The organism is Arenimonas donghaensis DSM 18148 = HO3-R19, from assembly GCF_000743535.1.
In the GTDB taxonomy this organism is placed as follows: Bacteria; Pseudomonadota; Gammaproteobacteria; order Xanthomonadales; family Xanthomonadaceae; genus Arenimonas; species Arenimonas donghaensis.
Map to the genome: position 1 here is coordinate 37,084 of NZ_AVCJ01000051.1, position 23,198 is coordinate 60,281.

Consider the following 23,198-nt stretch of genomic DNA (forward strand, 5'->3'; position numbering starts at 1 on the left):
TCAAGGGGCCGGTTGTCGGGACTGGCGCAGGCGCTCGTCCATGACCGCCGTGACCAGGGCGCCGGTGAAGAACACCAGGGCCGCGTAGTACATCCAGACCAGCAGCAGGACCAGGGTGCCGAAGGAGCCATAGGCGCTGCCCGGGGCGGCCTCGGCCAGGTACAGGCCGATTGCCCAGCGGCCCAGCACGAAAAGACCGGCGGTGATGGCGCCACCGATGAACGCGCGTTTCCAGCGCACGCGGCGGTCGGGCAGGTAGTGGTAGAGCAGGGCGAAAACGACGACGTACATCAGCAGGGTGGCCGCATTGCCCAGGACCGGCAGCAGCGAAGGCGCATGCGCAAGCACTACTTGCAGGGCGGTCGTGAGCAGCATCGACACCAGCAACAGGAAGCCCAGGGCGAACACGACGCCGAAGGAGAAGACGCGCTTGCGCAGCCACACCAGCACGCCGCCGGGCAGGTGCCCGGCGTCGGTCCGGAAGATGTGGTTCAGGCTTGCCTGCAGGCGGGCGAAGACCGCCGTCGCACCTATGAACAGGAGCAACGTGCTCCACCAGCCGGCGATCGAACCGATGTCGGGCCGGTCCCGGGCATTGCGTAGCACGGTGCGGGCGACTTCGCGGGCGTCCTCGCCGGCGATCGATGCAATCTGCTGCATCAGCGCGTCCTGCGCCGGCGGGTACAGCGACGCGGTCAGCCAAAGCACCAGCACCAGCAGCGGCGCCAGCGAGAACATCGTATAGAAGGACAGCGAGGCGGCGTGCGTCAGCAGGTCGAGCTCGACGAAGCGACGCGCCGCCTGGCCCGGCAGGCTGGCACGCACCGGCGCGAGCAATGCCTCGACACGCTCGCGCAAGTCCTGTCCCCGCCGGGGGCCGGTGTTGTCGGCGGCTGGCCTGGGTTCGGTGTTCATGACCGCCATTATGACGGCCATGTCGTGCAAGCGGTGCCGTTACTGGCCGTCCGTTACCTGGCTGGTCAGGTCGCCCTTTTCGCGGTCGCCCTGGGGTAGCTCGCCATGGACCAGGAACCAGGTGTTCTCGGCGATGTTGGTCGCGTGGTCGCCGATGCGCTCGATGTTCTTGGCGATGAACAGCAGGTGGGTGCAGGCGGTGATCTGCCGCGGGTCCTCGGCCATGTAGGTCAGCAACTCGCGGAACAGGCCGGTGTACTCGGCATCGATCTCGACGTCGCGGCCGCGAACGGCCAGTGCCCGGTCGGCGTCGCGCTCGCGATAGGCGTCCAGGGCCTCGGTCACCAATGCATTGGCGAGTTTGGCCAGGGCCGGCAGGCCGCGGGCGGCGGAAACCGGCGCGGTCTGGTTGAGCACCATCGATCGCTTGGCGACGTTGGCGGCGTAGTCGCCGATGCGCTCGATGTCCGACGAAATGCGCAACGCGGCGTAGACCTCGCGCAGGTCGCGTGCCATCGGCTGGCGCAGGGCGAGCAGGCGCAGCACGTCGTGGCTGACTTCGTGCTCGAGCGTATCAATGGCCTCGTCATTGGCCACAACGCGCATGGCCGCCTGGGTATCGCGGCGCTGCAGCACGTCGATGGCGGCATCGAGTTGGGCGACGGCGACCTGGCCCATGCGGATGATTTCGCCGTCGAGGCGCTTGAGCTCGTCGTCGTAGCTCTTGACGATATGGTCGTGGGAATGGGGCATGGTCGGGGTCCTCAGCCGAAGCGGCCGGTGATGTAGTCTTCAGTCTGCTGCTTGGTCGGCTTGGTGAAAATGGTCGTGGTCGGGCCGTGCTCGACCAGCTCGCCCAGGTACATGAAGGCGGTGTAGTCCGAGCACCGCGCCGCCTGCTGCATGTTGTGGGTGACGATCAGGATCGTGAACTGCTGCTTGAGCTCGGCGAAGAGCTGCTCGATCTTGCCGGTGGCGATCGGGTCGAGGGCCGAGGTGGGCTCGTCGAACAGGATCACCTGCGGCTTCAGGGCGACCGCACGGGCGATGCACAGGCGCTGCTGCTGGCCGCCGGACAGGCCCAGGGCGCTCTGCTTGAGCTTGTCCTTGACCTCGTCCCACAGCGCCGCCTGGCGCAGGGCCTCTTCGACCCGGTCGGCCATGTCGGACTTTGACAGCTTCTCGTAGTGGCCGATGCCGTAGGCGATGTTGTCCTGGATGGTCATCGGGAACGGCACCGGCTTCTGGAACACCATGCCGATCTTGCTGCGCAGCTTGTTGAGCGGGTACTTGGGGTCGAGCACGTCTTCGCCATCGAGCAGGACCTGGCCGCTGGCGCGCTGGCCCGGGTAGATCGAGTAGATGCGGTTGAAGACCCGCAGCAGGGTCGACTTGCCGCAGCCGGACGGGCCGATCAGCGCCGACACCTTGTTCTTCGGGATGTCGAGGTTGATGTCCTTGAGCGCGGCGAAGTCACCGTAGTGGAAGGCCAGGTCGCGGGCGGCCAGCTTCACCTCCTGCGGCGAATCGTCGATGGCCGCGTTCGGGACGGCGGTGGCGAAGGTGATCGGGGCTTCAGTCATGATGGGTCTTCTTGCGCAGCAGGATGGCGCGTGCGAGCAGGGAAACCGCCAGCACGAACAGGGTGATCAGGAAAGCGCCGGCCCAGGCCAGCTGGTTCCAGTACTGGAAGGGGCTCATCGCGAACTGGAAGATCGTGACCGGCAGGTTGGGCATCGCGCCCGACATGTCGGTGCTCCAGTACTGGTTGTTGAAGGCGGTGAACAGCAGCGGCGCGGTCTCGCCGGCGATGCGCGCCAGCGCCAGCAGGACACCGGTGATGATGCCGGGCAGGGCGGCGCGGTAGAGGATCTGCGTGGTCACCTTCCACTGCGGGATGCCCAGCGAGAGTGCCGCTTCGCGCATCTGGCTGGGCACCAGGCGCAGCATTTCGTCGGTCGTGCGAACCACCACCGGCAGCACGATGAAGGCCATGGCGATCGAGCCGGCGTAACCCGAGAAGCTGCCGGTCGTGCGCACCACCACGGTGTAGATGAACAGGCCCAGCACGATGGAGGGCGCCGAGAGCAGGATATCGTTGACGAAGCGGATGACCTCGCCGATCTTGCGCGCCCGGGCGTACTCGGCCAGGTAGGTGCCGGCGGCGATGCCGACCGGCGCGCCCATGGCCACGGCCAGCGAGCTGAGCATGAGCGAACCGACGATGGCGTTCTTCAGGCCGCCGGTTTCCTGGCCCGGGGGCGGGGTCATCTCGGTGAACAGCTGCAGGCTCATCGCGTCGATGCCCTTGCTGATCGTGACCCACAGGATCCAGACCAGCCAGAACAGGCCGAACAGCGTCGCCGCGGCGGAGAGCACCATGGCCAGTGCGTTGACCAGGCGCCGGCGGAAATACATGCGTTGCGCGAGTGCGGTCATCAGTTGCCCTCCCGCTTGGCCAGGCGCATCAGCATCAGCTTGGCGATCGCCAGCACCACGAAGGTGACCAGGAACAGCACGAAACCCAGGGCCAGCAGGGCCGACTGGTACATCGGCGTGGTGGCTTCGGCGAACTCGTTGGCGATGGAGGCGGCGATCGAATTGCCGGGCATCAGCAGCGAGGCGTTGATGTGGTGGGAGTTGCCCAGCACGAAGGTGACGGCCATGGTCTCGCCCAGGGCGCGGCCCATGCCCAGGAAGATGCCGCCGATCACGGCCGAGCGGGTGTAGGGCAGCACGATGTCCCAGACCACCTCGAAGGTGGTGGAGCCCAGCGCGTAGGCAGACTCCTTCAGGCGCACGGGTACGGTGTTGAAGACGTCGCGCATCACCGAGGAGATGAAGGGGATGATCATGATCGCCAGCACGATGCCGGCGGTCAGCATGCCGATGCCCAGGGGCGGGCCGCGGAACAGCACGCCCAGGAAGGGCAGCGCGCCCATGTTCTCGTCGACCCAGGGATAGACGTTTTCGGCCAGGAAGGGCGCCAGTACGAACAGGCCCCACATGCCGTAGATGATCGAGGGGATGCCGGCCAGCAATTCGATGGCGGTCCCGAGCGGCTGGCGGATCCAGGCGGGGGCCACCTCGGTGAGGAACAGCGCGATGCCGAAGCTCACCGGCACGGCGATGATCATCGCGATGATGGTGCTGACGATGGTGCCGTAGATGGCGACCAGGGCCCCGTATTCCTCGGTGACCGGGTTCCACGCGGTCGAGGTCAGGAAACCTGGTCCGAATTCCATGAAGGCTTCGCGACCACCCCAGAGCATCGACAGGGCGGCCAGGCCCAGCGCGGCCAGCACGAACCAGCCGGCCAGCGTGACGAGGTTCCGGAACGCCCAGTCGCCGAAGGCATCGGCGCGGTGCGAGCGGTCAACCGGGTTGGGGGCGGAAGCAATTTGCATGCGCGGCGCTCTGTGGGTGGTGCCTGCGTGGTGAAACCGGCCCGCGCGCCGGGTGGCGCGCGGGCCGTGTGGGGGTGGCGGCGATTACTTGAAGTTCGCCGACCAGTAGGTCTTGATCTGCTCGACCAGCGCATCCGGCAGCGGCACGTAGCCCAGCTGGGTGGCCGACTCGTCGCCGTTCTCGTAGACCCAGTCGAAGAACTCGCGCGCGGCCTTGTTGCCCGCGGCGTTCTTCGGCTTCTTGGACATCAGGATGAAATTGGTCGCGGCGATCGGCCAGGCGTCGTCGCCCGGGGCATTGGTCACCACCAGGTAGAAGTCCTTGGCCTTGCCCCATTCGGCGCTGGCCGCGGCGGCCTGGATCGAGGCGTTGGACGCCTGGACGTAGTTGCCGTTGGCGTTTTTCATGGTCGCGTAGGCGACCTTGTTGGTCAGCGCATAGGACAGCTCGATGTAGCCGATCGCGCCCTTGATCTGCTTGACGTAGGCGGTCACGCCCTCGTTGCCCTTGCCGCCCACGCCGGTCGGCCAGCGCACCGAGGTGCCTTCACCGACCTTGGACTGCCATTCCGGCGAGACCTTGGACAGGTAGTTGACGAAGTTGAAGGTGGTGCCGGAGCCGTCGGAACGGTGCACGACGGTGATGCGCAGGTCCGGCAGCGTCACGCCCGGGTTGAGTGCGACGATGGCCGGGTCGTTCCACTTGCCGATCTTGCCCAGGTAGATGTTGGCCAGGGTGGCGCCGTCGAGCCGGAGCTGGTTGGCGGCGATGCCCGGCACGTTGAAGGCCGGCACGATGCCGCCCATCACGGACGGGAACTGGGCCAGGTGGGAGCCGGCCAGGTCATCGGGCTTGAGCGGCGCATCCGAGGAGCCGAAGTCGACGGTGTTGGCCTTGATCTGGGCGATGCCGCCGCCCGAACCAATGGACTGGTAGTTGACGCGGTTGCCGGTGGCTTCGTTGTAATCGGCGGACCAGCGCGACATGGTCGGGAACACGAACGAGGCGCCGGCGCCGGTGATCTCGGCGGCCTGGGTGGCGGGGGCGAGGCCGGCGGCCAGGGCGATGGCGGCCAGGCTGCACTTGATGGACTTGAGCACGTTGCGACTCCTAGGAAGGTGGGTGCGGCGACGGGGGCTTGCCCCGATGCCGGGCCATTACAGGCCGGACCGATGACAAGCTTGTTGCCCGTTCATGACAATCGCGTGACAGGGCCTGGCCCGGCCCCGCCCCAACCGTCACGGCGCTGTCATGAAACCCACAAGTTGCCGTCACAATGTCGCGTCAGGCTGTGCCCGCTGAAACCGGCCGCCAACGGCATCAAATCATCCAGGGAGTTCATGACATGCGTTTGACCATCCTCGCCGCTTCGCTCGCGGCCGCACTCACGGGTTTGAGTCCCGACACCGCCTTCGCGCAGCAGGCCAGCGACCAGGAAGTCGCCGAGCTCAAGGCCCAGGTCCAGGCGCTGATGGCGCGCATCGAGCAGCTCGAGGAGCGCGACGACGCCCAGTCGGCCGTCAACGTGGATACCGCCGAAGCGCTCAAGGCCGTCCAGGCCACCCAGCCCAAGGTGGAGACCAAGGGCGGCCTGAAGGTGACCTCGCCCGACGGCACCGCCTCGTTCAGCCTCGGTGGACGCCTGCACTTTGACGGCTACGCCTGGGATCGGGACCTGGCCACCACCACCGGCACGTCCGAGTTCCGCCGCGCCCGCCTGACCCTGGGGGGCACGGTCTCGGGCTGGGAATACAAGATCGAGCAGGACTTCGCCGCCGGCACCAACCTCGACGGCCTGCGCGACCTCTACATCGCCCGCACGCTCGGGCCCGGCAAGTTGACCGTCGGCCACTTCAAGCCCTACCGGTCGATGGAAGAGCTGACCAGCTCCAATGAAATCCTGATGATGGAACGCCCGTTCGCCTCGGCCACCGGCCTGTTCAGCGGCCGCCAGTTCCAGCAGGGCGTGGGCTATCTCGTCGCGGGCGACAACTGGACGGCCGGTGGCACGGTGTTCAACCTGCGCGGGGCTTCGGGTCCGCGCAATGAAGGCATGGGCTTCGCAGGTCGCACGACCTGGGCGCCGGTGATGGGTGCCGAGCAGGTGCTCCACCTGGGCGCGTGGTACAGCCACGAGAACATCAACCAGGGTTCGGCGAACCTCTCGGCTTCGGCCAACTACGCCGGCCGTCGTGGCCCCAGCCTCGGCATCGCCACCTCGCCGGGCGCCGGCGGCGAGCAGGTCGATGCGCTCGGCCTCGAGCTGGCCGGCCTGTTCGGACCGGTCTTCTTCCAGTCCGAGTACGCCAACGCCAGCTTCGGCCAGCCGCTCGGCGCCGACCAGGACGTGCGCACCTTCTACGTGCAGGGCAGCGTGATGCTCAATGGCGGCCGCAAGTCCTACAAGGCCGGCAACGGCGTGTTCGCGTCGCCGAAGGTGGGCGAGCACGGGCTCTGGGAGCTGACCGCGCGCTTCGACAACATCGAGAACCAGGACATCCCGGGCCTCGAGGCCAGCACCTGGATCCTGGGCATGAACTACTACATCAACCCGAACCTGCGCCTGATGTTCAACTACACCCAGGGCGACAACGACTTCAGCGGGGACGAAACCGCGCAGTACGCGCTGCGCACCCAGTTCAACTTCTGACGTCCGCAGGGTACGCAAGGCCGCGGTCCGGGCGCCCCGGGCCGCGGCCTTTTTTCATTGCGGCGGGCCAGGCGACCCGTGCCGCCGGGGCGGGTAATATCGTCCGGGCTACGAACCGACGCCCCCGGAGATCCGATGACCACACTCGAATTGCCCGATTCATCGCGCCAGTGGATCGTGGACCAGGTCCGGTCCGGGCGTGAGCCCTTCGACGTCATGGACGCGATGGTGGTCGAAGGCTGGCAGCGCGACCAGGCGCAGTTGGCCGTGCAGGAAGTCATCCACGGATTGATGGTCGAACATGCCCGGGCCAATGGCTTGCCGGAACCGACGCCCGTGCCCGAGCCGATGGATCGCGGCGGCCCGCACCAGCTCGACGGCGGCGATCGCCGGGTGGCGGTGCTGGCGAACCTCAGGCACCCGCGCGTGGTGGTAATGGGCGGGCTGCTGTCGGACGCCGAATGCGACGGGCTGATCGAGCTGGCCCGCCAGCGGCTGCAGCGCTCGGAGACCTTCCTGCTCGATGAGGGGGTCAGCCAGGTGCATGAAGCGCGTACCAGCGAGGGCATGTTCTTCACGCGCGGGGAAAACGCGCTGTGCCAACGCATCGAAACCCGCCTGGCCAAACTGTGCGCCTGGCCGGTGGAGTTCGGCGAAGGCCTGCAGATCCTGCGCTACGGGCCGGGAGCCGAGTACAAACCGCATTTCGACTACTTCGATCCCGACAAATCCGGCACCGCCGGCATCCTGTCCAATGGCGGGCAGCGCGTCGCGTCGATCGTGATGTATCTCAACAATCCGGAGGCGGGCGGCGAGACGACGTTCCCCGACGCGGGATTCAACGTCGCCCCGATCAAGGGCAATGCCGTCTTCTTCAGCTACGACCGGCCGCATCCGATGACCGGCACCCGCCACGGCGGCGCGCCGGTGCTGGCGGGCGAGAAGTGGGTCGCCACCAAGTGGCTGCGGCTGGGCGAGTTTCGCTAGTCAGGCCGCCGGGGTCTTGTCCCGGTAGCGGCACAGGTCCCGGATGACGCACTGGGGACAGTCGGGCTTGCGTGCCTTGCACACGTAGCGTCCGTGGAGGATCAGCCAATGGTGTGCGTCGAGCCGGTATTGCGCCGGCACGGCCTTCATCAATTTGTCTTCAACCGCGCGCACGGTTTTTCCCGGGGCCAGCCCGGTGCGGTTGGCGACCCGGAAAATGTGCGTATCAACGGCGATCGTCGGTTCGCCGAAGGCGGTGTTGAGCACGACGTTGGCGGTCTTGCGGCCGACGCCGGGCAGGGCTTCTAGCGATTCGCGGTCGCGCGGCACCTCGCCGCCGTGTTGTTCGACCAGGATGCGGCAGGCCGCCACGACGTTGGCGGCCTTGGCGTTGTACAGGCCGATCGTCGAGATGTACTTCTTCAGCCCTTCTTCGCCCAAGGCGAGGATGGCGGCCGGCGTATTGGCCACCGGGAACAGCCGCCGCGTGGCCTTGTTGACGCCGACATCGGTGGCCTGGGCCGACAGCGTCACCGCCACCAGCAGCTCGAAGGGCGAGCTGTATTCGAGCTCGGTGGTGGGCTTGGGATTGAGTTCGGACAGCCTTGCGAACAGTTCCTGCCGGTCGGCCGCCTTCATGCCGCGGTGCCCGTGCGTCGAAGTCGCCAGGCCTGTCGCGTCGCGACCAGCGCCGCCAGCACCACGAAGGCGCCCACCGGCAGGATGGCCAGCACGAACCCCGGGTAGCCCGCCGCGGCCAGTTCCAGTCCCGGCAGGCCAAGCAGGTGGCCGGCGCCGGCGAACAGGCTGCCTTCGCCGATCAGCTCGCGCAGGGCGCCGATCAGCAGCAGCACCCAGAGGAAGCCCAGGCCGGTCGCCAGGCCGTCGAGCGCCGCACGGCCCGGGTCGTTGCGCGAGGCGAAGGCCTCGGCGCGGCCCATCAGCGCGCAGTTGGTGACGATCAGCGGAATGAACAGGCCGAGCACCGCGTGCAGCTGTGGCAGGAAGGCGCGCATGGCCAGTTCGATCGAGGTCACTACCGCGGCGATGACCATGATGAACGCGGGGATGCGCACGTCGCGGCGGGTGAGCTTGCGAATCGTCGCCACCGCGGTATTGGTGACCAGCAGCGCCAGCACCGTCGCCAGGCCCAGGCCCAGCGCATTGACGGCGTTGTTGCTCACCGCCAGCAGCGGGCACAGCCCCAGCAGCTGCACCAGGCCGACGTTGCCGCTGGACAGGCCGTATTCGAGGATGGCGCGGGGCGTGCTGGCGGTCATCGGGCTGGCGGTGGATCGGTCGGTGCGTCGGTGAACACAAGTGTAGCGCCGGCTTCGGCGGCGCGGACCGCGTTACCGTGCGCGGCAACGAAATCCAGGCTGCGGCGCACCGCCGCGACCACCGCGCGCGGCGTCAGCGTGGCGCCGGCGAACTGGGGGAAGTGGCCGCCATCGCGCCGGACGCGCCAGTGCTCGCGGGCCGGGTCGCCCAGGGCGCGTGAGCGGAATCCGTGGATCCAGTCGCTGCGGCCGGCTTCGATGTCGTCGCCCAGCCCCGGCGTTTCCTGGTGCGCCGTGATGCGCACGCCCAGCACGCGTCCCTCGCGGTCCACGGCCACCAGCAGCCGGATGGGCCCGGCGTAACCGTCCGGCGCGGTCGCCTCCAGGACCAGCGCCGCCGACTCGCCGCCGAGACAGGCGCGATGGACCTTCGAGGACGCCTGGCCGAGCCACCCCGGCGCCTGCACGGTCACGCCCGCGGCGATGGGGTCGTTGTCGTAGCGGTCCGCGGGCAAAACGATCTGCAGTGCCTGCAGGTTCGCCTGGCGCTCGCTGTCGGCGATGCGGTCGCGGGTCAGGGCCCAGGTGCCGGCCAGCAGCGCGGCCGCGGCCAGGCCGGCCAGGGCCAGCTGCCCGCTGGCGCGCAGCGATTCGCGCAGGCTGGGTTTCATGACGGCGCGTCCTGGCGTGGCGGCCGGCCTTCGCCGAGGATGCGCGGTCGCGTGTGGGCATCGATCCAGGGCGCGGCGCAGTTCATCAGCAGCACCGCGAAGGCCACGCCGTCCGGGAAGCCGCCCCAGCGGCGGATCGCCAGCGTCAGCAGCGCGACGCCGGCACCAAAGACAAGTCGCCCGCGCGGCGTCGTGCAGCCGCTGACCGGATCGGTGGCGATGAAAAACGCCGCCAGCACCAGCCCGCCCGAAAACACGTGCTGCAGGGGGAACGGATGCAGGTCCGGGTCGGCCAGCCAGAACGGCAGCGTCAGCACCAGCACCGTCGCCAGCGTCGCCACCGGCACCTGCCAGGGGATGATGCGCTTGAACAGCAGGAACAGGCCGCCCAGCACGTAGAAGTTCGCCACCCACTCCCAGCCCCGGCCGCCGAAGTCCCCGAACACCGGCGCGTCGCGGATTTCGGCCAGGGTCGCGCCCTGGCTGCCCAGGGTGCGCACGGTGTCGAGCGGCGTCGCCTGCGCCAGGGTGTCCCAACCCCAGGGTGGCGGCAGGTGCCCGGTGAAAATCGCGACCAGGCTGTCGGCCAGGCCGGGCAGGCCCATCGTGGCCTCCAGCCCGGCAGGCGCGAGCCAGTGGGTGAAGGCACGCGGGAAAGCGAGCACCACCACCGCCACGGCCACCATCGCCGGGTTGAACAGGTTGTTGCCCAGGCCGCCGAACAGGTGCTTGGCGAAGACGATCGCCGCCAGCATGCCGATCGCCGCCAGCCACCAGGGCGCCAGCGGCGGAATGCATAGTGCGAACAGCACGGCGGTGAGCGGCGCGCTGAGGTCGGTCAGGAACGGCCGCAGCGGTTTGCCGCGGGCCTTGAGCATCGCCGCTTCGAAGCCCAGCGCGAATGCCGTGGCCAGTGCGATCTGGACCAGCACGCCGGGACCGAAGAACCAGGCATGCGCAAGCACGCCCGGCACCAGTGCGGCGATCACCAGGCCCATGGTTGCGCGCACGGTCCGGCGTGCAGGCAGGTGCGGCGCCGGCGCGGTTTCGAAGGTCCTCATGCGCCGGCATCCGGATCGGTGCCGGCGACGCGACGGGCGCGGGCGCGTTCGAGCGCCGCCGCCACGCCGGCCGGGCTGGCGGCGGACTTTCGTGCCGCCAGCCGCGCCTCGCGTTCGGCGGCCTCGCGTTCGAGCCGTTCGCGCCGGGCCTCGAAGCGTTGCCGCGCGGCTTCGGCGAGCACGGCATCGGCCTCGCGGGCGAGCAGCTCACCCTTGGCGCGGCGGAATTGCTCGGTCAGCGGGATATGGCTGGGGCAGGCCAGGTCGCAGCAGCCACATTCGATGCAGTCGAACAGCCCCTGGTCGCGGGCCTCGTCGAGTCGTCCGGCGCGTGCCTGCCAGAGCAGCTGCTGCGGCAGCAGCCGGGAGGGACAGACCGTGGCGCAATCGCCGCAGCGGATGCAGGGCATTTCGTCGTCGCTGGCGCGCAGCTCGGCGTCGCCCAGCACGAGCACGCAGTTGTGGGTCTTGCCGATGGCGAAGTCGTCATGGGGCAGGGCGATGCCCATCATCGGGCCGCCCAGCATCAGCCGCTGCGCCAGCGGCGTGTAGCCGCCGGCCTGTTCGACCAGGTACCCAACCGGGGTGCCCAGCGGCACGAAAAAATTACCGGGCCGGGCGACGCCCGGGCCGGTGACGGTGACCACGCGCTCGAACAGGGCTTCGCCCAGCGCCACGGCGCGCCAGGCGGCGCGGGCGGTGGCCACGTTCTGCACCACCACGCCGATGTCGCGCGGCAGGCCACCGCGCGGGACCTCCTGTCCGGTCAGCACCTGGATCAGCTGGCGTTCGCCACCCTCCGGATAGCGGGTAGGCACCGCGACCAGCGTCACCTCTTCGTTGCCATGCGCCGCCACGGCCTCGCTGCAGGCGGCCAGGGCCTCGCGCATGCTGTCCTCGATGGCCAGCAGGATCCGTCCGGCACCGGCGACGCGCGCCATCAGCCGGGCGCCGCGCACCACCTCGTCCGCGTGTTCGCGCAGCAGCGCGTCGTCGCAGGCGATCCACGGCTCGCATTCGGCGCCGTTGATGACCAGGGTCGCGCGGGTGACCGCCAGCTTGCCGGCGGTGGGAAAGCCCGCGCCGCCCAGGCCGACGATGCCGGCATCGCGGATGCGGGCGCGGATCGCGTTGACCGGCGCCGGGTCGCCCAGCGGCGGCATGGCCTGCGTCGGTCCGTCCGCCTGGGTGTCGAGCACGATATGCGGCACGGCCAGCCCGGACGGGCCCGGCAGCGCGCGGGTTTGAATGGCCACCACCCGGCCTGCGAGCGGCGCATGCAGGTCGGCGCCCGCGCCCGCTTCGACACGGGCGATGCATTGGCCACGCGCCACGGCCTCGCCAACGCCGACGCAGGCTTCGGCGGGCAGGCCGGCATGCTGGAGCAGCGAGAGATACAGCCGCGGCGGCGGCGCCACGCGACGCAGCCCGCCGGCGGTGGACTCGGCCTTGTGGCCGGGCAGGTCCAGGCCGCCGTGGAAACGATGCAGGTGCACGGCCGCCGCGGCGCCGGTCAGCAGCCGCTGAAGCTGGGCTTGCGGCGCGCCAGGAAGGCGTCGGTGCCTTCCTTCATGTCCTGCGTCGAGAAGGTGACCGCGAACACCTGGGTTTCGTGGTCCAGGCCGGTGTCGAGCGGCGCCTCGCCGCCCAGGGTGATGGCGTCGAGGATGCCGCGCAGCGCCAGCGGGGCCGAGTTGGCCAGCTGGGTCGCGATCGCATCCACTTCGGCATCGAGCTCATCGGCCGGCACCACCTTGGTGACCACGCCCAATTCAGCCGCGCGCGCGGCGGTGATCGGTGCGCCCAGCAGGCACAGCTCGAGCGCGACGCCGCGACCGGCCAGGCGCAGCAGGCGCTGGGTGCCGCCAAAGCCTGGCACCAAGCCGAGGTTGACCTCGGGCTGGCCAAGCTTGGCGTTGTCGGCGGCGATGCGCAGGTGGCAGGCCATGGCCAGTTCCAAACCGCCGCCCAGGGCAAACCCGTTGACGCGTGCGATCACGGGCTTGCCCAGGCGCTCGATGCGGGTCATCAGGGCCTGTCCGTGGGCGGAAAAATCCCGCGCCTGGGCCGGGCTGAGGCCGTTCATCTCGGCGATGTCGGCGCCGGCCACGAAGGCTTTGCCGCCGGCGCCGGTAAGCACGACCACGCGCACCGAGGCCTCGCTGGCGGCGTCGGCGAAGGCGGCGTGCAACTCGGTCAGGGTTTCGCGGTTGAGTGCATTGAGCTTGTCGGGGCGGTTGAGGGTGATGCGCCGGATGGCGCCCTGGTCTTCGACCAGCAGGGTGTTGAAGGCCATTTCGTAAAACTCCGTTAAGCGGGGAACTCGCGGCATGGGATGGGGTCCGAAACGGGCCCATGCCTTAGATGTCAGTGGCGGTTCAGCCGTGCGGGGGCTATCCTAGCGCGGCATTCGGGGCACCACATCGCCCCAACCAACCAATGGAGATTTCCTGATGAAGTTGCGTCTGTTGGCTGCCTGCCTGGCAGCCTTTGGTCTGAGCGCCGGCGTTGCCCTGGCCCAGTCCGCCCCGGCCAATGCGCCGGCTCCGCCCCCGGCCAACAAGCCGGTCCTGAGCTACGCGATTGGCTACGACCTGGGCAAGGACCTTGCCGACCAGAACGTCGACGTCGACATCAACCAGGTCATCAAGGCGCTGCAGGACGGTTTCGCCAAGCGCGCCCCGGCCCACCCGCAGGAGCAGATGGACGGCCAGCTGGCCGGCCTGCAGCAGCGCATGGTGGCCCAGGCCCGCAGCGAGTTCGAACGCGTGGCCAATGAAAACAAGGCCAAGTCCGACGCGTTCCTGGCGGCCAACCGTGGCAAGCCGGGCATCACCGTGCTGCCCAGCGGCATCCAGTATCGCGTGATCGAGGCCGGCACCGGCGCCAAGCCGACGACCAGCAGCACGGTGAAGATGCACTACCGTGGTTCGGTCTCGACCGGCCAGGAGTTCGCCAACACCTACGCGCAGCAGAACCCGACCCCGGCCTCGTTCAAGGTCAGCGAGTTCCCGATCCGCGGCGTCCAGGAAGTCCTGGTGATGATGCCGGCCGGCTCGCGCTGGGAAGTGTTCCTGCCGTCCGACAAGGCGTTTGGCAACGACCCGCGTTCGCCGGTCGGCCCGGGCCAGGCGCTGGTCTTCGACATCAAGCTCGAAGGCGTCGAGTAAACCTCCAGGGGCCGCGCCGGCGACGGCGCGGCCCCTGTTTTTGCGCCACTCGATCATGTCCACGTCCTCCGGCTACCGCGCCGTGCTCAGCCCCTGCATCGGTATTTGTTCGCTTGATGCCAGCGGCCATTGCGAAGGCTGCCATCGCAGCGTCGCCGAGATCGCCCGCTGGTCGCAGATGGGCGACGACGAGCGCTTGAACCTGATGGAAACGGTGCTGCCCGCCCGCGAGGCGCTGCGGGTGTGACCCGCCCGTTCGACCCGCTCGAACGGCTCCCCCATGCCCTGCTACCGCTGGACCGGCCTCCGCCCGGCCCGGGCTGGAACCATGCCGAACTGGCCGACCTGCTGCCCGCCGGCCTGCCGCTGCGCCAGGCAGCCGTGCTGGTGGCCCTGGTGGAACGCCCGGGTGGCCCGCAGGTCCTGCTGACCCGTCGCACCGAGGCGCTGCGCCACCACGCCGGCCAGATCGCCTTTCCCGGCGGACGCATCGAGAACAGCGACGCCGATCCGGTGGAAGCCGCCCTGCGCGAAGCGCACGAGGAAGTGGGCCTGCCGGGTGCGCTGTCCACGCCCCAGGGTTACCTCGACCCTTTCGTCACGATCACCGGCTTCCACGTTTTCCCCGTGGTGGCGCGGGTGCAGGACGCGTTCCGGGCGGCGCCGGATCCCTCCGAGGTCGCGGAGGCCTTCGAGGTCCCGCTGCGTTTCCTGCTCGACCCGGACAACGTGCGCACGCTCGACGTCGACTTCCAGGGCCGCCAGCGGCGGGTGCTGGAACTGAGCTACGGTGGCCATCGCATCTGGGGTGCCACGGCCTCGATGCTGGTCAATTTCCGCCAGAGACTGGAGCAGCACGGATGAAGTGGACCACGCTGGTATCGGCAGAAGACCTGGCCGCGAAACTGGGCGAACCGGGCCTGGTGCTGGTTGATTGCCGGCACGCGCTGGGCGACCCCGATGCCGGCGAGGCGGCCTGGGCGCAGTCCCACTTGCCCGGCGCAGGCCATGCCCACCTCGAGCGCGACCTGTCGCGGCCGGGTGCGCCCGCGAGCGAGGGCCGGCATCCGCTGCCGACGGCGGCCCGGTTCGCCGCCTTGCTGGGACGGCTGGGCATCCGGGCTTCGGACCAGGTGGTCGCCTACGACGAACAAAGCGGCGCCATGGCCGCCGCCCGCTTCTGGTGGCTGCTGCGGCAGTTCGGCCATGAACGCGTCGCGGTGCTCGATGGCGGCCTGGCGCGCTGGCGGGCATTGGGCCTGCCCCTGGACACCCGTGGGCCGGTGCCCGGCCCGGACTATCCCGGTGACTTCGACGCCTCGGGCCAGGTCGATACCCAGGACGTGCTGGCCCGCCTGGACGACGCGCCGGGCTGGCTGCTCGATGCCCGTGCGCCCGAGCGTTTCCGCGGTGACGTCGAGCCCCTGGATCCGGTGGCCGGCCACATCCCGGGTGCCGGCAACCGGCCCTTCACGGCAAACCTCGCCGAAGGCCGGTTCCTGGCGCCGGATGTGCTTCGGCGCCAGTTCGTCGCCCTGATGCACGGGCGGCAGCCCGCTCAGGTCGTGCTTTCCTGCGGCTCGGGCGTCACGGCCTGCCACAACCTGCTGGCCATGGAGCATGCCGGCCTGCACGGGGCGCGGATCTATCCGGCGTCCTGGAGTGGTTGGGTGGCCGACCGCTCGCGGCCGGTGGCGACGGGCGACGCGCCGGGCTAGAGCGAATAGCTGTCGCGCGGGGGGCGTGTCGGCAGGATTTCCACCCGCACCAGCTCCTGCTCGTCCACGGTCATGCGCCAGCGACCCCGGGAAAGATGCGGCGGCTCGTCAACGCGAAAGCGTGCGCTCAATACGCCGACGCCGATGCTGAAGCCTTCCGCATCGAAACTGTGCACCGGCCCCTCGACGCGCGTGCGCGCGCCGCCGCTGACCCGCTCGTAGTTGCCGTGCCCGTCGGGCATCAGCACCAGCAAGACGCCGTCGCCGCGCCAGTGGCCGGCGTACTGCGCGTAGTCGGCGGGGATTGGTTCGCGGCAGCCCGCCAGCACCAGGGCTGCCGCGGCCACCACCGCCAGCAGGGCCGGGCGCGCCAGCTTCATTTGCCCAGCCGGGCGACCAGGGCCTGCAGGGCCGCCTGCGTGTGGGGCGAGTTCCACTCGGTCAGGAAACCATCGAGGTCGTCTTCGTGGAACGAGGCCAGGGCCCCGACCAGGTCCGCACGCGCCAGCGAGCGCGTGGCCAGCATCGCCGGGTTGGGCAGTTCGAGCAGCTGCTGCAGCCACACCAGCGCGCGCTGCACCACGTGTTCGGCATCGGTCAGTTCATCGACCAGGCCGAAAGCCAGTGCCTGCTCGGACTCGACCAGTTCGCCGGCCACCAGCAGGCGCTCGGCCCGGTAGACGCCGACCACGCGGCGCATCAGGTGCTGGATGGCGTCGGGGGCGACCAGGCCGACCTGCACTTCATTGAGGCCGATGCGGAACGGGCCGCGCGCCATGACGCGGTAGTCGCAGCACAGGGCCAGTACGCAGCCACCGGCCGGGCTGTGGCCGCCGATGGCGGCGACTACCGGCACCGGCGACGCGGCGATGGCATGCGCCGCGGAAAACAGCGAGGCCCAGCCGGCCTTCAGGGCGGCGGTGTCCAGCCCCATCAGGTGCGGCACGTCCATGCCGGCGGAAAAAACCTTGGCGCCGCCGGACAGGATGATGCCGCGGGCACCTTCGGCAGGCGCCGCTTCGACGGCGGTGCGAAGGGCCGCCAGCAGCTCCGGCGTCAACGCGTTGACCGGCGGGCGCGCCAGCTGGAGTTCAAGGATGTCGCCGTGGCGATGGGTGGTGATCATGTCGGGTCCTCAGGGCAGGCGGACGTCGGGGGCCCAACGATAGCGCACGGTGTAGCGCAGCTGGGTCTCGCCGCCGGCGGGCACCTTCACTTCGAAACCGGCGGCCTGGGCGTCGAGCTTTTTCGCCGGCACCGAACTCGTCGTGATGTCCCAGTCGGTCCAGCGCGGCAGCACCTCGCGCACGTGCACGGTGGCGGCTTCGTCCTTGGCGTTGCGAAGCGTCAGCTGCACGGTCTCGGTCATCGTGCGGCCGGCGCGGTCGAGCGCGAAGTCCGTGCGTTCGCGTTCAACCGTCAGGTCGAAGGCGGTGCCCAGCGTCAGCGAGACCTCGGCCTGGGCCGGGGTGTGCCCCATCGCGGCTTCGCCCAGGAAATCGTCCCCGTCGAAGACGCGCACGCGTCCGGCGGGCAACGGCACGCCGAGTCCGGCGGCCTTGGTGTTGTCGAACCGGAGCTGGGCCTGCACCGGCTGCTCGCCGGACTGGCCGTTGTAATTGGCGTCGATCATCGGATGTGGCGGCTGCCACTCACCCATGGGTGAGTGGGTTTCATAGCGGCGTTCGCAGGCCGCGCCGGTGACGGGGTCGACCAGCGGCAGGCGCTGCACGCTGCCGGTGGCCAGGTCGCCGGTGCCGGGCAGGCGGTAGGCGTGGTATTCGCCCGACGCCTGCGGGGCCGGGGCGGCGTCGGCCATCATCATGCGCTCGGCCTTGGCCGCCATCGGGGCGGCGTAGCTGGCATCGGCGACCCGGTTGGGTTCGCCGGCCACCAGGGTGAGCGCCGTGTCGCGGAAGTCCATGCCGGAGTTGTTGGCGACCATCGCGGCGCCGTCGAAGTCCATGCGGCAGGCCTTGCCCTGGCCCTGCACGGTGGCACGGTACTCGGCGCGCCAGGCCAGGCCGCCCGTGGCGTAGTCCAGGTCGAACACCTGGCGACCGGCACGCGCGGCGCGCAGGGTCCAGGCCAGGCCGGGTTCGGCGGCCAGTCCCTCGGGCAATTCGGGCAGTTCGAAGCTCGCGTAGTTCGACAGCACCCGCACCTGGCCACTGTCCAGGCGCAGGGTCAGGCCGTTCCCGGCGGAGAGCAGGGTGCCGGCATGGCGTTCGACGCCGTTGCCGACGGCCTGGGTCACCACCACCTGCTGTCCGATCGCGCGCTGCAGCAGCGCGTCCTGATCGGCCAGGGCGAAATCGTAGCGCTGGCCGGTGACGCGGGCCTCGCCGTCGGGTTCCAGTCGCACCGAGCTGGCGTCGAGCGCCTGCGGAAGCCGCGCGTAGCGAACGGTGTTGTCGCCGGCTTCCAGGTTCCAGCCGAGCCGCGTCTGGACCCGGGCATGGCCAGCGCCGCCGCCGTAACCACCGCCGCGGGAAACGGCGTCGAAATCGCCGCTGTAGACCGTCAGCCGGGTTTCCTGCGCCAGCGCAGGCGAAACAAGGGCGGCCGCGATGGCCAGGGCGAGCAAGGGGTGTTTCATGGTTCAGGGCTCCTCTACGGGCGTCGGATTACTATAGGCCGATGAACGCACGACGCTTCCTGATGGGGTTGCCCCTGTTGATGCTGGCTTCAGCCTCCTTCGCCGCCCCGGCGGCGGTCGGGGCCGAAGACTGCCGGCCCACGATAGAAAATCCCTGGCTGCGGGCCGCGCCGCCGGGCGCGACTTCGCTTGCCGCTTACCTGGTGCTCAGGAACGACTGCGCCGGGCCGGTGGAGGTGGTGGCCGTGGAAAGCCTGGATTTCGGCATGCCGATGATCCATCGCACCGTCGAGGAAGGCGGCGTGAGCCGGATGCGCCCGGCGGGCAGGCTGCTGCTGGCCCCGGGCGAGTCACTGAGCTTCGAGCCCGGCGGCCTGCACCTGATGCTGATGCGGCCGAATCGGCCCTTGCCCGAGGGCGACCGGGCGCGCGTCCGGCTGGTGCTGGCGGATGGCCGCAAGTTGTTCGCCCAGTTCCCCGTGCGTCGCTCAGCGCCCTGAGCCACCGCGGGCGCGGTCTGGATTCAGCCGGCGCAGGCGGCTTTCACCGCGTCGGGCAGCGGGACCGACTGGCCGCCGCGGTCGACCCAGACCAGGACCGTGTGGCCGTCGCAATAAAGCACGTCGCCGTCGCAAGCCGACAGGATGCGGTGCCCCAGGGTCAGCGACTTGTTGCCGACCCGTTCGGCGAATAGCTCGACGCGCACGGTTTCCGGCCAGTTCACCGGCCGGCGGTAGTTCACCTGCACCGCGGCCATGATCGGGGCGGCGGTTTCTCCGGCCCAGTCGGCGCTGAGCGACTTGAACCAGCGCACCCGCGCTTCCTCGATGTAACCCAGGTAGCTGGCGTTGTTGGCGTGGTTGAAGGCGTCCAGGTCGCGCCAGCGCACCTCCAGGTCCACGGTGTACACGACCGGGTTCATGCCTTCTTCCTCTTGCGCGGCGCCGGCGCGGTCTTCTTCGCCAGCAGTTTCGCCAGGAACTGGCCGGTGTGCGAGGCCTTGTTCGCCGCGAGCTGCTCGGGCGTGCCCTCGGCGATGATCATGCCGCCGCGATGGCCGCCTTCCGGGCCCAGGTCGACGACCCAGTCGGCCGTCTTGATGACGTCGAGGTTGTGCTCGATCACCACGATCGTATTGCCGTCGTCGCGCAGCTTGTGCAGCACCGCCAGCAGGTGCTCGATGTCGTGGAAGTGCAGGCCGGTGGTGGGCTCGTCGAGGATGTACAGCGTGCGGCCGGTGTCGCGGCGGCTCAGCTCCTTCGAGAGCTTGACGCGCTGGGCCTCGCCCCCGGACAGGGTGGTGGCCGACTGGCCCAGCTTGATGTAGCTCAGGCCGACGTCGATGAGGGTCTCGAGCTTTCGCGCCAGCGCCGGGACCGGCTCGAACAGGGTCAGTGCGTCCTCGACCGTCATCTCCAGCACGTCGTGGATGGAATAGCCCTTGTAGAGGATCTCCAGGGTTTCGCGGTTGTAGCGTTTGCCATGGCAGACGTCGCAGGGCACGTAGACGTCCGGCAGGAAGTGCATCTCCACCTTGATCAGGCCGTCGCCCTGGCAGGCTTCGCAGCGGCCGCCGCGCACGTTGAAGCTGAAACGCCCCGGCGCGTAGCCCCGGGCCCGGGCTTCGGGCACCTGGGCGAACAGCTCGCGCAGCGGGGTGAACAGGCCGGTGTAGGTGGCCGGGTTCGAGCGCGGCGTGCGGCCGATCGGGCTCTGGTCGATGTCCACCACCTTGTCGAACAGGTCCATGCCCACCACCTCGCGGTGCGGCGCGGCGGTGTGCGACGCGCCGTTGAGGTCGTTCGCGGCCAGGTGGTAGAGCGTGTCGTTGACCAGGGTGGACTTGCCCGAGCCGGAGACGCCGGTGATGCAGGTGAACAGCCCCGCCGGGATGCTCAGGTCGACGTCCTTGAGGTTGTTGCCGCTGGCGCCCCGGAGCCGGAGCATCATCTTCGGGTTGGGTTTGTGCCGCTGCCTGGGGATTTCGATCTCCCGCCGGCCGGAAAGGTAGTCGCCGGTGATCGACCTCGGCGCCGCGAGCACGTCGTCGTAGTTGCCCTGGGCCACGACTTCACCGCCATGCACGCCGGCGCCCGGGCCGATGTCGACGATGTGGTCGGCCAGGCGGATGGCGTCTTCGTCGTGTTCGACCACGATGACCGTGTTGCCCAGGTCGCGCAGGCGGGTGAGCGTGCCCAGCAGGCGCTCGTTGTCGCGCTGGTGCAGGCCGATGGACGGCTCGTCGAGCACGTACATGACGCCGACCAGGCCGGCACCGATCTGGCTGGCCAGGCGGATGCGCTGGGCTTCGCCGCCGGACAGGCTGTCGGCCTTGCGTTCCAGGGTGAGGTAGTCGAGGCCGACGTCGACCAGGAAGCGCAGGCGGTCGTGGATTTCCTTGACGATCTTGACGGCGATCTCGCCGCGCCAGCCCGACAGCGACAGGTGCGAGAAGAACTCCAGCGATTCGTCCACCGGCAGCTTGGTGATCTCAGGCAGGTTGCGCTCGGCCACGAAGACGTTGCGCGAGGCGCGGTTGAGCCGCGCGCCGCCGCAGTCGGGGCAGGGACGGTCGGAGATGAACTTGGCCAGTTCCTCCTTCACCACCTGCGACTCGGTCTCGCGGTAGCGGCGCTCGAGGTTGGGCACGATGCCCTCGAACTTGTGCTTGCGCTGGGTGCGGCCGCCGGATTCGGTGAGGTAGGTGAAGGTGATGATCTGGTCGCCGCTGCCGTAGAGCACGGCTTGCCGCACCGGTTCGGGCAGGTCCTGCCAGGCGGCGTCGGGATCGAAGCCGTAGTGCTTGGCCAGCGATGCGATCAGCTGGAAATAGTAGGCATTGCGCCGGTCCCAGCCGCGTACGGCGCCGGCCGCCAGGCTCAGCTCCGGATGCACCACCACCCGCGCGGGGTCGAAGAACTGGGAGATGCCCAGGCCGTCGCAGGACGGGCAGGCGCCCACCGGTGAGTTGAACGAGAACAGGCGGGGCTCGAGCTCGGGCAGGGCGTAGTCGCAGGCCGGGCAGCTGAACTTGGACGAAAACAGCAGCGGCGCGGCGGCGGCGTCATCGAGGTCCTGGACCTGGGCCAGGCCGTCGCCGAGCTTGAGCGCGGTCTCGAAACTTTCGGCCAGGCGCTGCTTGAGGTCCTCGCGCGGCTTGAAGCGGTCCACCACCACCTCGATGGTGTGCTTCTGGCGCAGGGCGAGCGTGGGCACGGCGTCGAGCTCGTGCAGCTCGCCGTTGACCCGGACGCGCACGAAGCCCTGGGCCCGCAGCTGGTCGAACACCTGGGCGTGTTCACCCTTGCGCTCGCGCACCACCGGGGCCAGCAGCATGAACCGGCGGTCGGCCGGCAGCGCCAGCACCTGGTCGACCATCTGGCCGACGGTCTGGGCCTCGAGCGGGTAGTGGTGGTCCGGGCAGCGGGGGGTGCCGACCCGGGCGAAAAGCAAACGCAGGTAGTCGTAGATCTCGGTGATCGTGCCGACGGTCGAGCGCGGGTTGTGGGAGGTCGACTTCTGCTCGATCGAGATCGCCGGCGACAGGCCCTCGATATGGTCGACGTCGGGCTTCTCCATCACGCTCAGGAATTGCCGGGCATAGGCCGACAGGGACTCGACGTAGCGCCGCTGGCCCTCGGCATAGATGGTGTCGAAGGCCAGGGACGACTTGCCCGAGCCCGACAGGCCGGTGATGACGATCAGCCGGTTCCGGGGCAGGTCCAGGTCGATGTTCTTGAGATTGTGGGTGCGGGCACCGCGTATGCGGATCGTGTCCATGCGCCGGGGAGGGCTCCTTGCGGCTGGCGGGAACGGGAACCCGGCAGTCTAGCAGTCCGCCCCCTCCCGACCGGCTACGGCGGGTGAATTGCCTTGTGGGACAGGGGCTTGCGCCGGGCCGGGCGTGTCCCCTATAATTCCGCTTCTGTGCCCGTTGACCCCGGGTCAGAGTGTCCAAAATAACTACAGAGGAATTCCGGTCATGTACGCAGTCATCGTTACCGGCGGTAAGCAATACCGCGTCATGCAGGGCGAGACCCTGAAGGTCGAGAAAATCGACCTGGAAGAAGGCAAGAGCTTCGACATCGAAAAGGTGCTGATGCTCGGCGACGGCGACAAGGTCACCGTCGGTGCGCCGCTCGTCGATGGCGCCAAGGTCACGGCCACCGTCAAGTCGCATGGTCGTCTTGAGAAGGTCCGCATCGTCAAGTTCCGCCGTCGTAAGCACCATCGCAAGCAGATGGGCCACCGGCAGTACTTCACCGAAATCGAAATCACCGGCATCGCCGGCTAAGCCAGAGGAGACAACGTCATGGCACAGAAAAAAGGCGTAGGCTCGTCCCGCAACGGCCGCGACTCCAACCCGAAGTACCTGGGCGTCAAGATGTACGGCGGCCAGGCCATCGAAGCCGGCAACATCATCGTGCGCCAGCGCGGCACCGAGTTCCATCCGGGTCCGGGCGTCGGCCTCGGCCGCGACCACACCCTGTTCGCCCTGGTGAACGGCGTGGTCGATTTCTCGGTCAAGGGCCCCAAGAAGCGCCGCACCGTGAGCGTGGTCCCGGCGGCCTGAAACCCGCCCGGTTCCGCCTGAAGGGCCCCGCTTCGGCGGGGCTTTTCGTTTCCAAGACGGCAATTCACCGGCAAATCACCGGCCATTCGGGCCCGCGCCCTTCACGGCGCGGCGCGGACGGCCCACAATCAGTGCGGACGGCCCCGGGCCCCGCCAGGGAAACACC

The 23,198-nt window shown here is 69.1% G+C and carries 23 protein-coding genes and 2 pseudogenes; 8 read left to right on the forward strand and 17 right to left on the reverse strand.

All coding sequences use genetic code 11. The features are described 5' to 3' along the window. From N788_RS13160 to pstS, 6 genes are all read right to left on the reverse strand, one after another. Positions 1-924: a YihY/virulence factor BrkB family protein gene (locus tag N788_RS13160; protein ID WP_425476487.1), complete on the reverse strand. Its 924-nt coding sequence runs from the start codon at positions 922-924 to the stop codon at positions 1-3. A gap of 30 nt (positions 925-954) precedes the next feature. After that, complete coding sequence (phoU, locus tag N788_RS13165) at positions 955-1,668, reverse strand: phosphate signaling complex protein PhoU (RefSeq protein WP_034225944.1); 714 nt, start codon at positions 1,666-1,668, stop codon at positions 955-957. A gap of 11 nt (positions 1,669-1,679) precedes the next feature. Beyond that, the gene (gene pstB, locus N788_RS13170) at positions 1,680-2,498 is read right to left on the reverse strand and encodes a phosphate ABC transporter ATP-binding protein PstB (protein WP_034225947.1); all 819 of its coding nucleotides are present in this window, start codon (positions 2,496-2,498) and stop codon (positions 1,680-1,682) included. Continuing rightward, positions 2,491-3,354 carry a phosphate ABC transporter permease PstA gene (pstA, locus tag N788_RS13175; RefSeq protein WP_034225950.1) on the reverse strand — a complete coding sequence of 288 codons (864 nt, stop codon included), beginning with the start codon at positions 3,352-3,354 and terminating at the stop codon, positions 2,491-2,493. Before pstA ends, pstB begins: the two co-directional genes overlap by 8 nt. Continuing rightward, on the reverse strand, positions 3,354-4,322 hold the full coding sequence (gene pstC, locus N788_RS13180; protein WP_034225953.1) for a phosphate ABC transporter permease subunit PstC: 969 nt from the start codon (positions 4,320-4,322) through the stop codon (positions 3,354-3,356). Before pstC ends, pstA begins: the two co-directional genes overlap by 1 nt. A gap of 84 nt (positions 4,323-4,406) precedes the next feature. Next, positions 4,407-5,423 carry a phosphate ABC transporter substrate-binding protein PstS gene (gene pstS, locus N788_RS13185; protein ID WP_034225955.1) on the reverse strand — a complete coding sequence of 339 codons (1,017 nt, stop codon included), beginning with the start codon at positions 5,421-5,423 and terminating at the stop codon, positions 4,407-4,409. 245 nt (positions 5,424-5,668) lie between these two features. Between pstS and N788_RS13190 the strand changes: the two genes are divergently transcribed. Both N788_RS13190 and N788_RS13195 read left to right on the forward strand, forming a co-directional pair. Beyond that, on the forward strand, positions 5,669-6,973 hold the full coding sequence (locus tag N788_RS13190; protein ID WP_051924664.1) for an OprO/OprP family phosphate-selective porin: 1,305 nt from the start codon (positions 5,669-5,671) through the stop codon (positions 6,971-6,973). 135 nt (positions 6,974-7,108) lie between these two features. Further along, positions 7,109-7,960: a 2OG-Fe(II) oxygenase gene (locus N788_RS13195; protein WP_034225957.1), complete on the forward strand. Its 852-nt coding sequence runs from the start codon at positions 7,109-7,111 to the stop codon at positions 7,958-7,960. Here the strand turns inward: N788_RS13195 and nth are convergent, their stop codons facing one another. The 6 genes from nth to N788_RS13225 are packed head-to-tail and all read right to left on the reverse strand — an operon-like array spanning position 7,961 to position 13,268. After that, a complete protein-coding gene (gene nth, locus N788_RS13200; RefSeq protein WP_051924665.1) occupies positions 7,961-8,599 on the reverse strand; it encodes an endonuclease III in 639 nt (212 codons plus the stop codon). Next, positions 8,596-9,240: an electron transport complex subunit RsxE gene (gene rsxE, locus N788_RS13205; protein WP_051924666.1), complete on the reverse strand. Its 645-nt coding sequence runs from the start codon at positions 9,238-9,240 to the stop codon at positions 8,596-8,598. The genes nth and rsxE overlap by 4 nt, the downstream gene beginning before the upstream one ends. After that, positions 9,237-9,911, reverse strand: a complete 675-nt coding sequence (gene rsxG / locus N788_RS13210) for an electron transport complex subunit RsxG (RefSeq protein WP_051924667.1) — start codon at positions 9,909-9,911, stop codon at positions 9,237-9,239. The genes rsxE and rsxG overlap by 4 nt, the downstream gene beginning before the upstream one ends. Further along, entirely contained in the window at positions 9,908-10,972 is a 1,065-nt protein-coding gene (locus N788_RS13215) for an RnfABCDGE type electron transport complex subunit D (protein WP_034225959.1), read from the reverse strand. The genes rsxG and N788_RS13215 overlap by 4 nt, the downstream gene beginning before the upstream one ends. Beyond that, the gene (gene rsxC, locus N788_RS13220) at positions 10,969-12,468 is read right to left on the reverse strand and encodes an electron transport complex subunit RsxC (RefSeq protein ID WP_034225961.1); all 1,500 of its coding nucleotides are present in this window, start codon (positions 12,466-12,468) and stop codon (positions 10,969-10,971) included. Before rsxC ends, N788_RS13215 begins: the two co-directional genes overlap by 4 nt. Before the next feature lie 17 nt (positions 12,469-12,485). Then, the gene (locus N788_RS13225) at positions 12,486-13,268 is read right to left on the reverse strand and encodes an enoyl-CoA hydratase/isomerase family protein (protein ID WP_034225963.1); all 783 of its coding nucleotides are present in this window, start codon (positions 13,266-13,268) and stop codon (positions 12,486-12,488) included. A 157-nt stretch (positions 13,269-13,425) separates the two neighbouring features. Here N788_RS13225 and N788_RS13230 point away from each other — a divergent pair, with 157 nt between their 5' ends. The 3 genes and pseudogenes from N788_RS13230 to N788_RS13240 all read left to right on the forward strand — a co-directional run bounded on the left by N788_RS13230 (position 13,426) and on the right by N788_RS13240 (position 15,860). Then, positions 13,426-14,142: an FKBP-type peptidyl-prolyl cis-trans isomerase N-terminal domain-containing protein gene (locus tag N788_RS13230; protein ID WP_034225965.1), complete on the forward strand. Its 717-nt coding sequence runs from the start codon at positions 13,426-13,428 to the stop codon at positions 14,140-14,142. Between the two features lie 55 nt (positions 14,143-14,197). Continuing rightward, positions 14,198-15,006, forward strand: a pseudogene (locus N788_RS13235) (CoA pyrophosphatase). Further along, on the forward strand, positions 15,003-15,860 hold the full coding sequence (locus tag N788_RS13240) for a sulfurtransferase (protein WP_034225971.1): 858 nt from the start codon (positions 15,003-15,005) through the stop codon (positions 15,858-15,860). The pseudogene N788_RS13235 and the gene N788_RS13240 overlap by 4 nt, the downstream one beginning before the upstream one ends. Here the strand turns inward: N788_RS13240 and N788_RS13245 are convergent. From N788_RS13245 to N788_RS13255, 3 genes are read right to left on the reverse strand one after another with little or no spacing between them, the layout of a single operon-like run. Further along, positions 15,857-16,240, reverse strand: coding sequence for a hypothetical protein (locus N788_RS13245; protein WP_051924668.1), 384 nt, complete (start codon positions 16,238-16,240; stop codon positions 15,857-15,859). The genes N788_RS13240 and N788_RS13245 overlap by 4 nt on opposite strands. Then, positions 16,237-16,986 (reverse strand): enoyl-CoA hydratase/isomerase family protein, encoded by a 750-nt coding sequence (locus N788_RS13250; RefSeq protein ID WP_034225973.1) that lies wholly within the window; start codon positions 16,984-16,986, stop codon positions 16,237-16,239. Before N788_RS13250 ends, N788_RS13245 begins: the two co-directional genes overlap by 4 nt. Positions 16,987-16,995: 9 nt before the next feature. Next, positions 16,996-18,459, reverse strand: coding sequence for a DUF4139 domain-containing protein (locus N788_RS13255; RefSeq protein WP_034225975.1), 1,464 nt, complete (start codon positions 18,457-18,459; stop codon positions 16,996-16,998). Positions 18,460-18,500: 41 nt separating this feature from the next. Here N788_RS13255 and N788_RS13260 point away from each other — a divergent pair, with 41 nt between their 5' ends. Continuing rightward, positions 18,501-18,959 (forward strand): copper chaperone PCu(A)C, encoded by a 459-nt coding sequence (locus N788_RS13260; protein WP_084696059.1) that lies wholly within the window; start codon positions 18,501-18,503, stop codon positions 18,957-18,959. 23 nt (positions 18,960-18,982) lie between these two features. Here N788_RS13260 and N788_RS13265 read toward each other — a convergent pair whose 3' ends face one another. Next, the gene (locus tag N788_RS13265) at positions 18,983-19,381 is read right to left on the reverse strand and encodes an acyl-CoA thioesterase (protein ID WP_034225977.1); all 399 of its coding nucleotides are present in this window, start codon (positions 19,379-19,381) and stop codon (positions 18,983-18,985) included. A gap of 26 nt (positions 19,382-19,407) precedes the next feature. Further along, positions 19,408-22,239: pseudogene (uvrA, locus tag N788_RS13270) on the reverse strand (excinuclease ABC subunit UvrA); the annotation flags it as partial. 202 nt (positions 22,240-22,441) lie between these two features. Here uvrA and rplU point away from each other — a divergent pair. Both rplU and rpmA read left to right on the forward strand, forming a co-directional pair. Continuing rightward, on the forward strand, positions 22,442-22,753 hold the full coding sequence (gene rplU, locus N788_RS13275; RefSeq protein ID WP_034225979.1) for a 50S ribosomal protein L21: 312 nt from the start codon (positions 22,442-22,444) through the stop codon (positions 22,751-22,753). A gap of 18 nt (positions 22,754-22,771) precedes the next feature. Further along, positions 22,772-23,032, forward strand: a complete 261-nt coding sequence (rpmA, locus tag N788_RS13280) for a 50S ribosomal protein L27 (RefSeq protein WP_034225980.1) — start codon at positions 22,772-22,774, stop codon at positions 23,030-23,032. Positions 23,033-23,198: the final 166 nt, after the last annotated feature.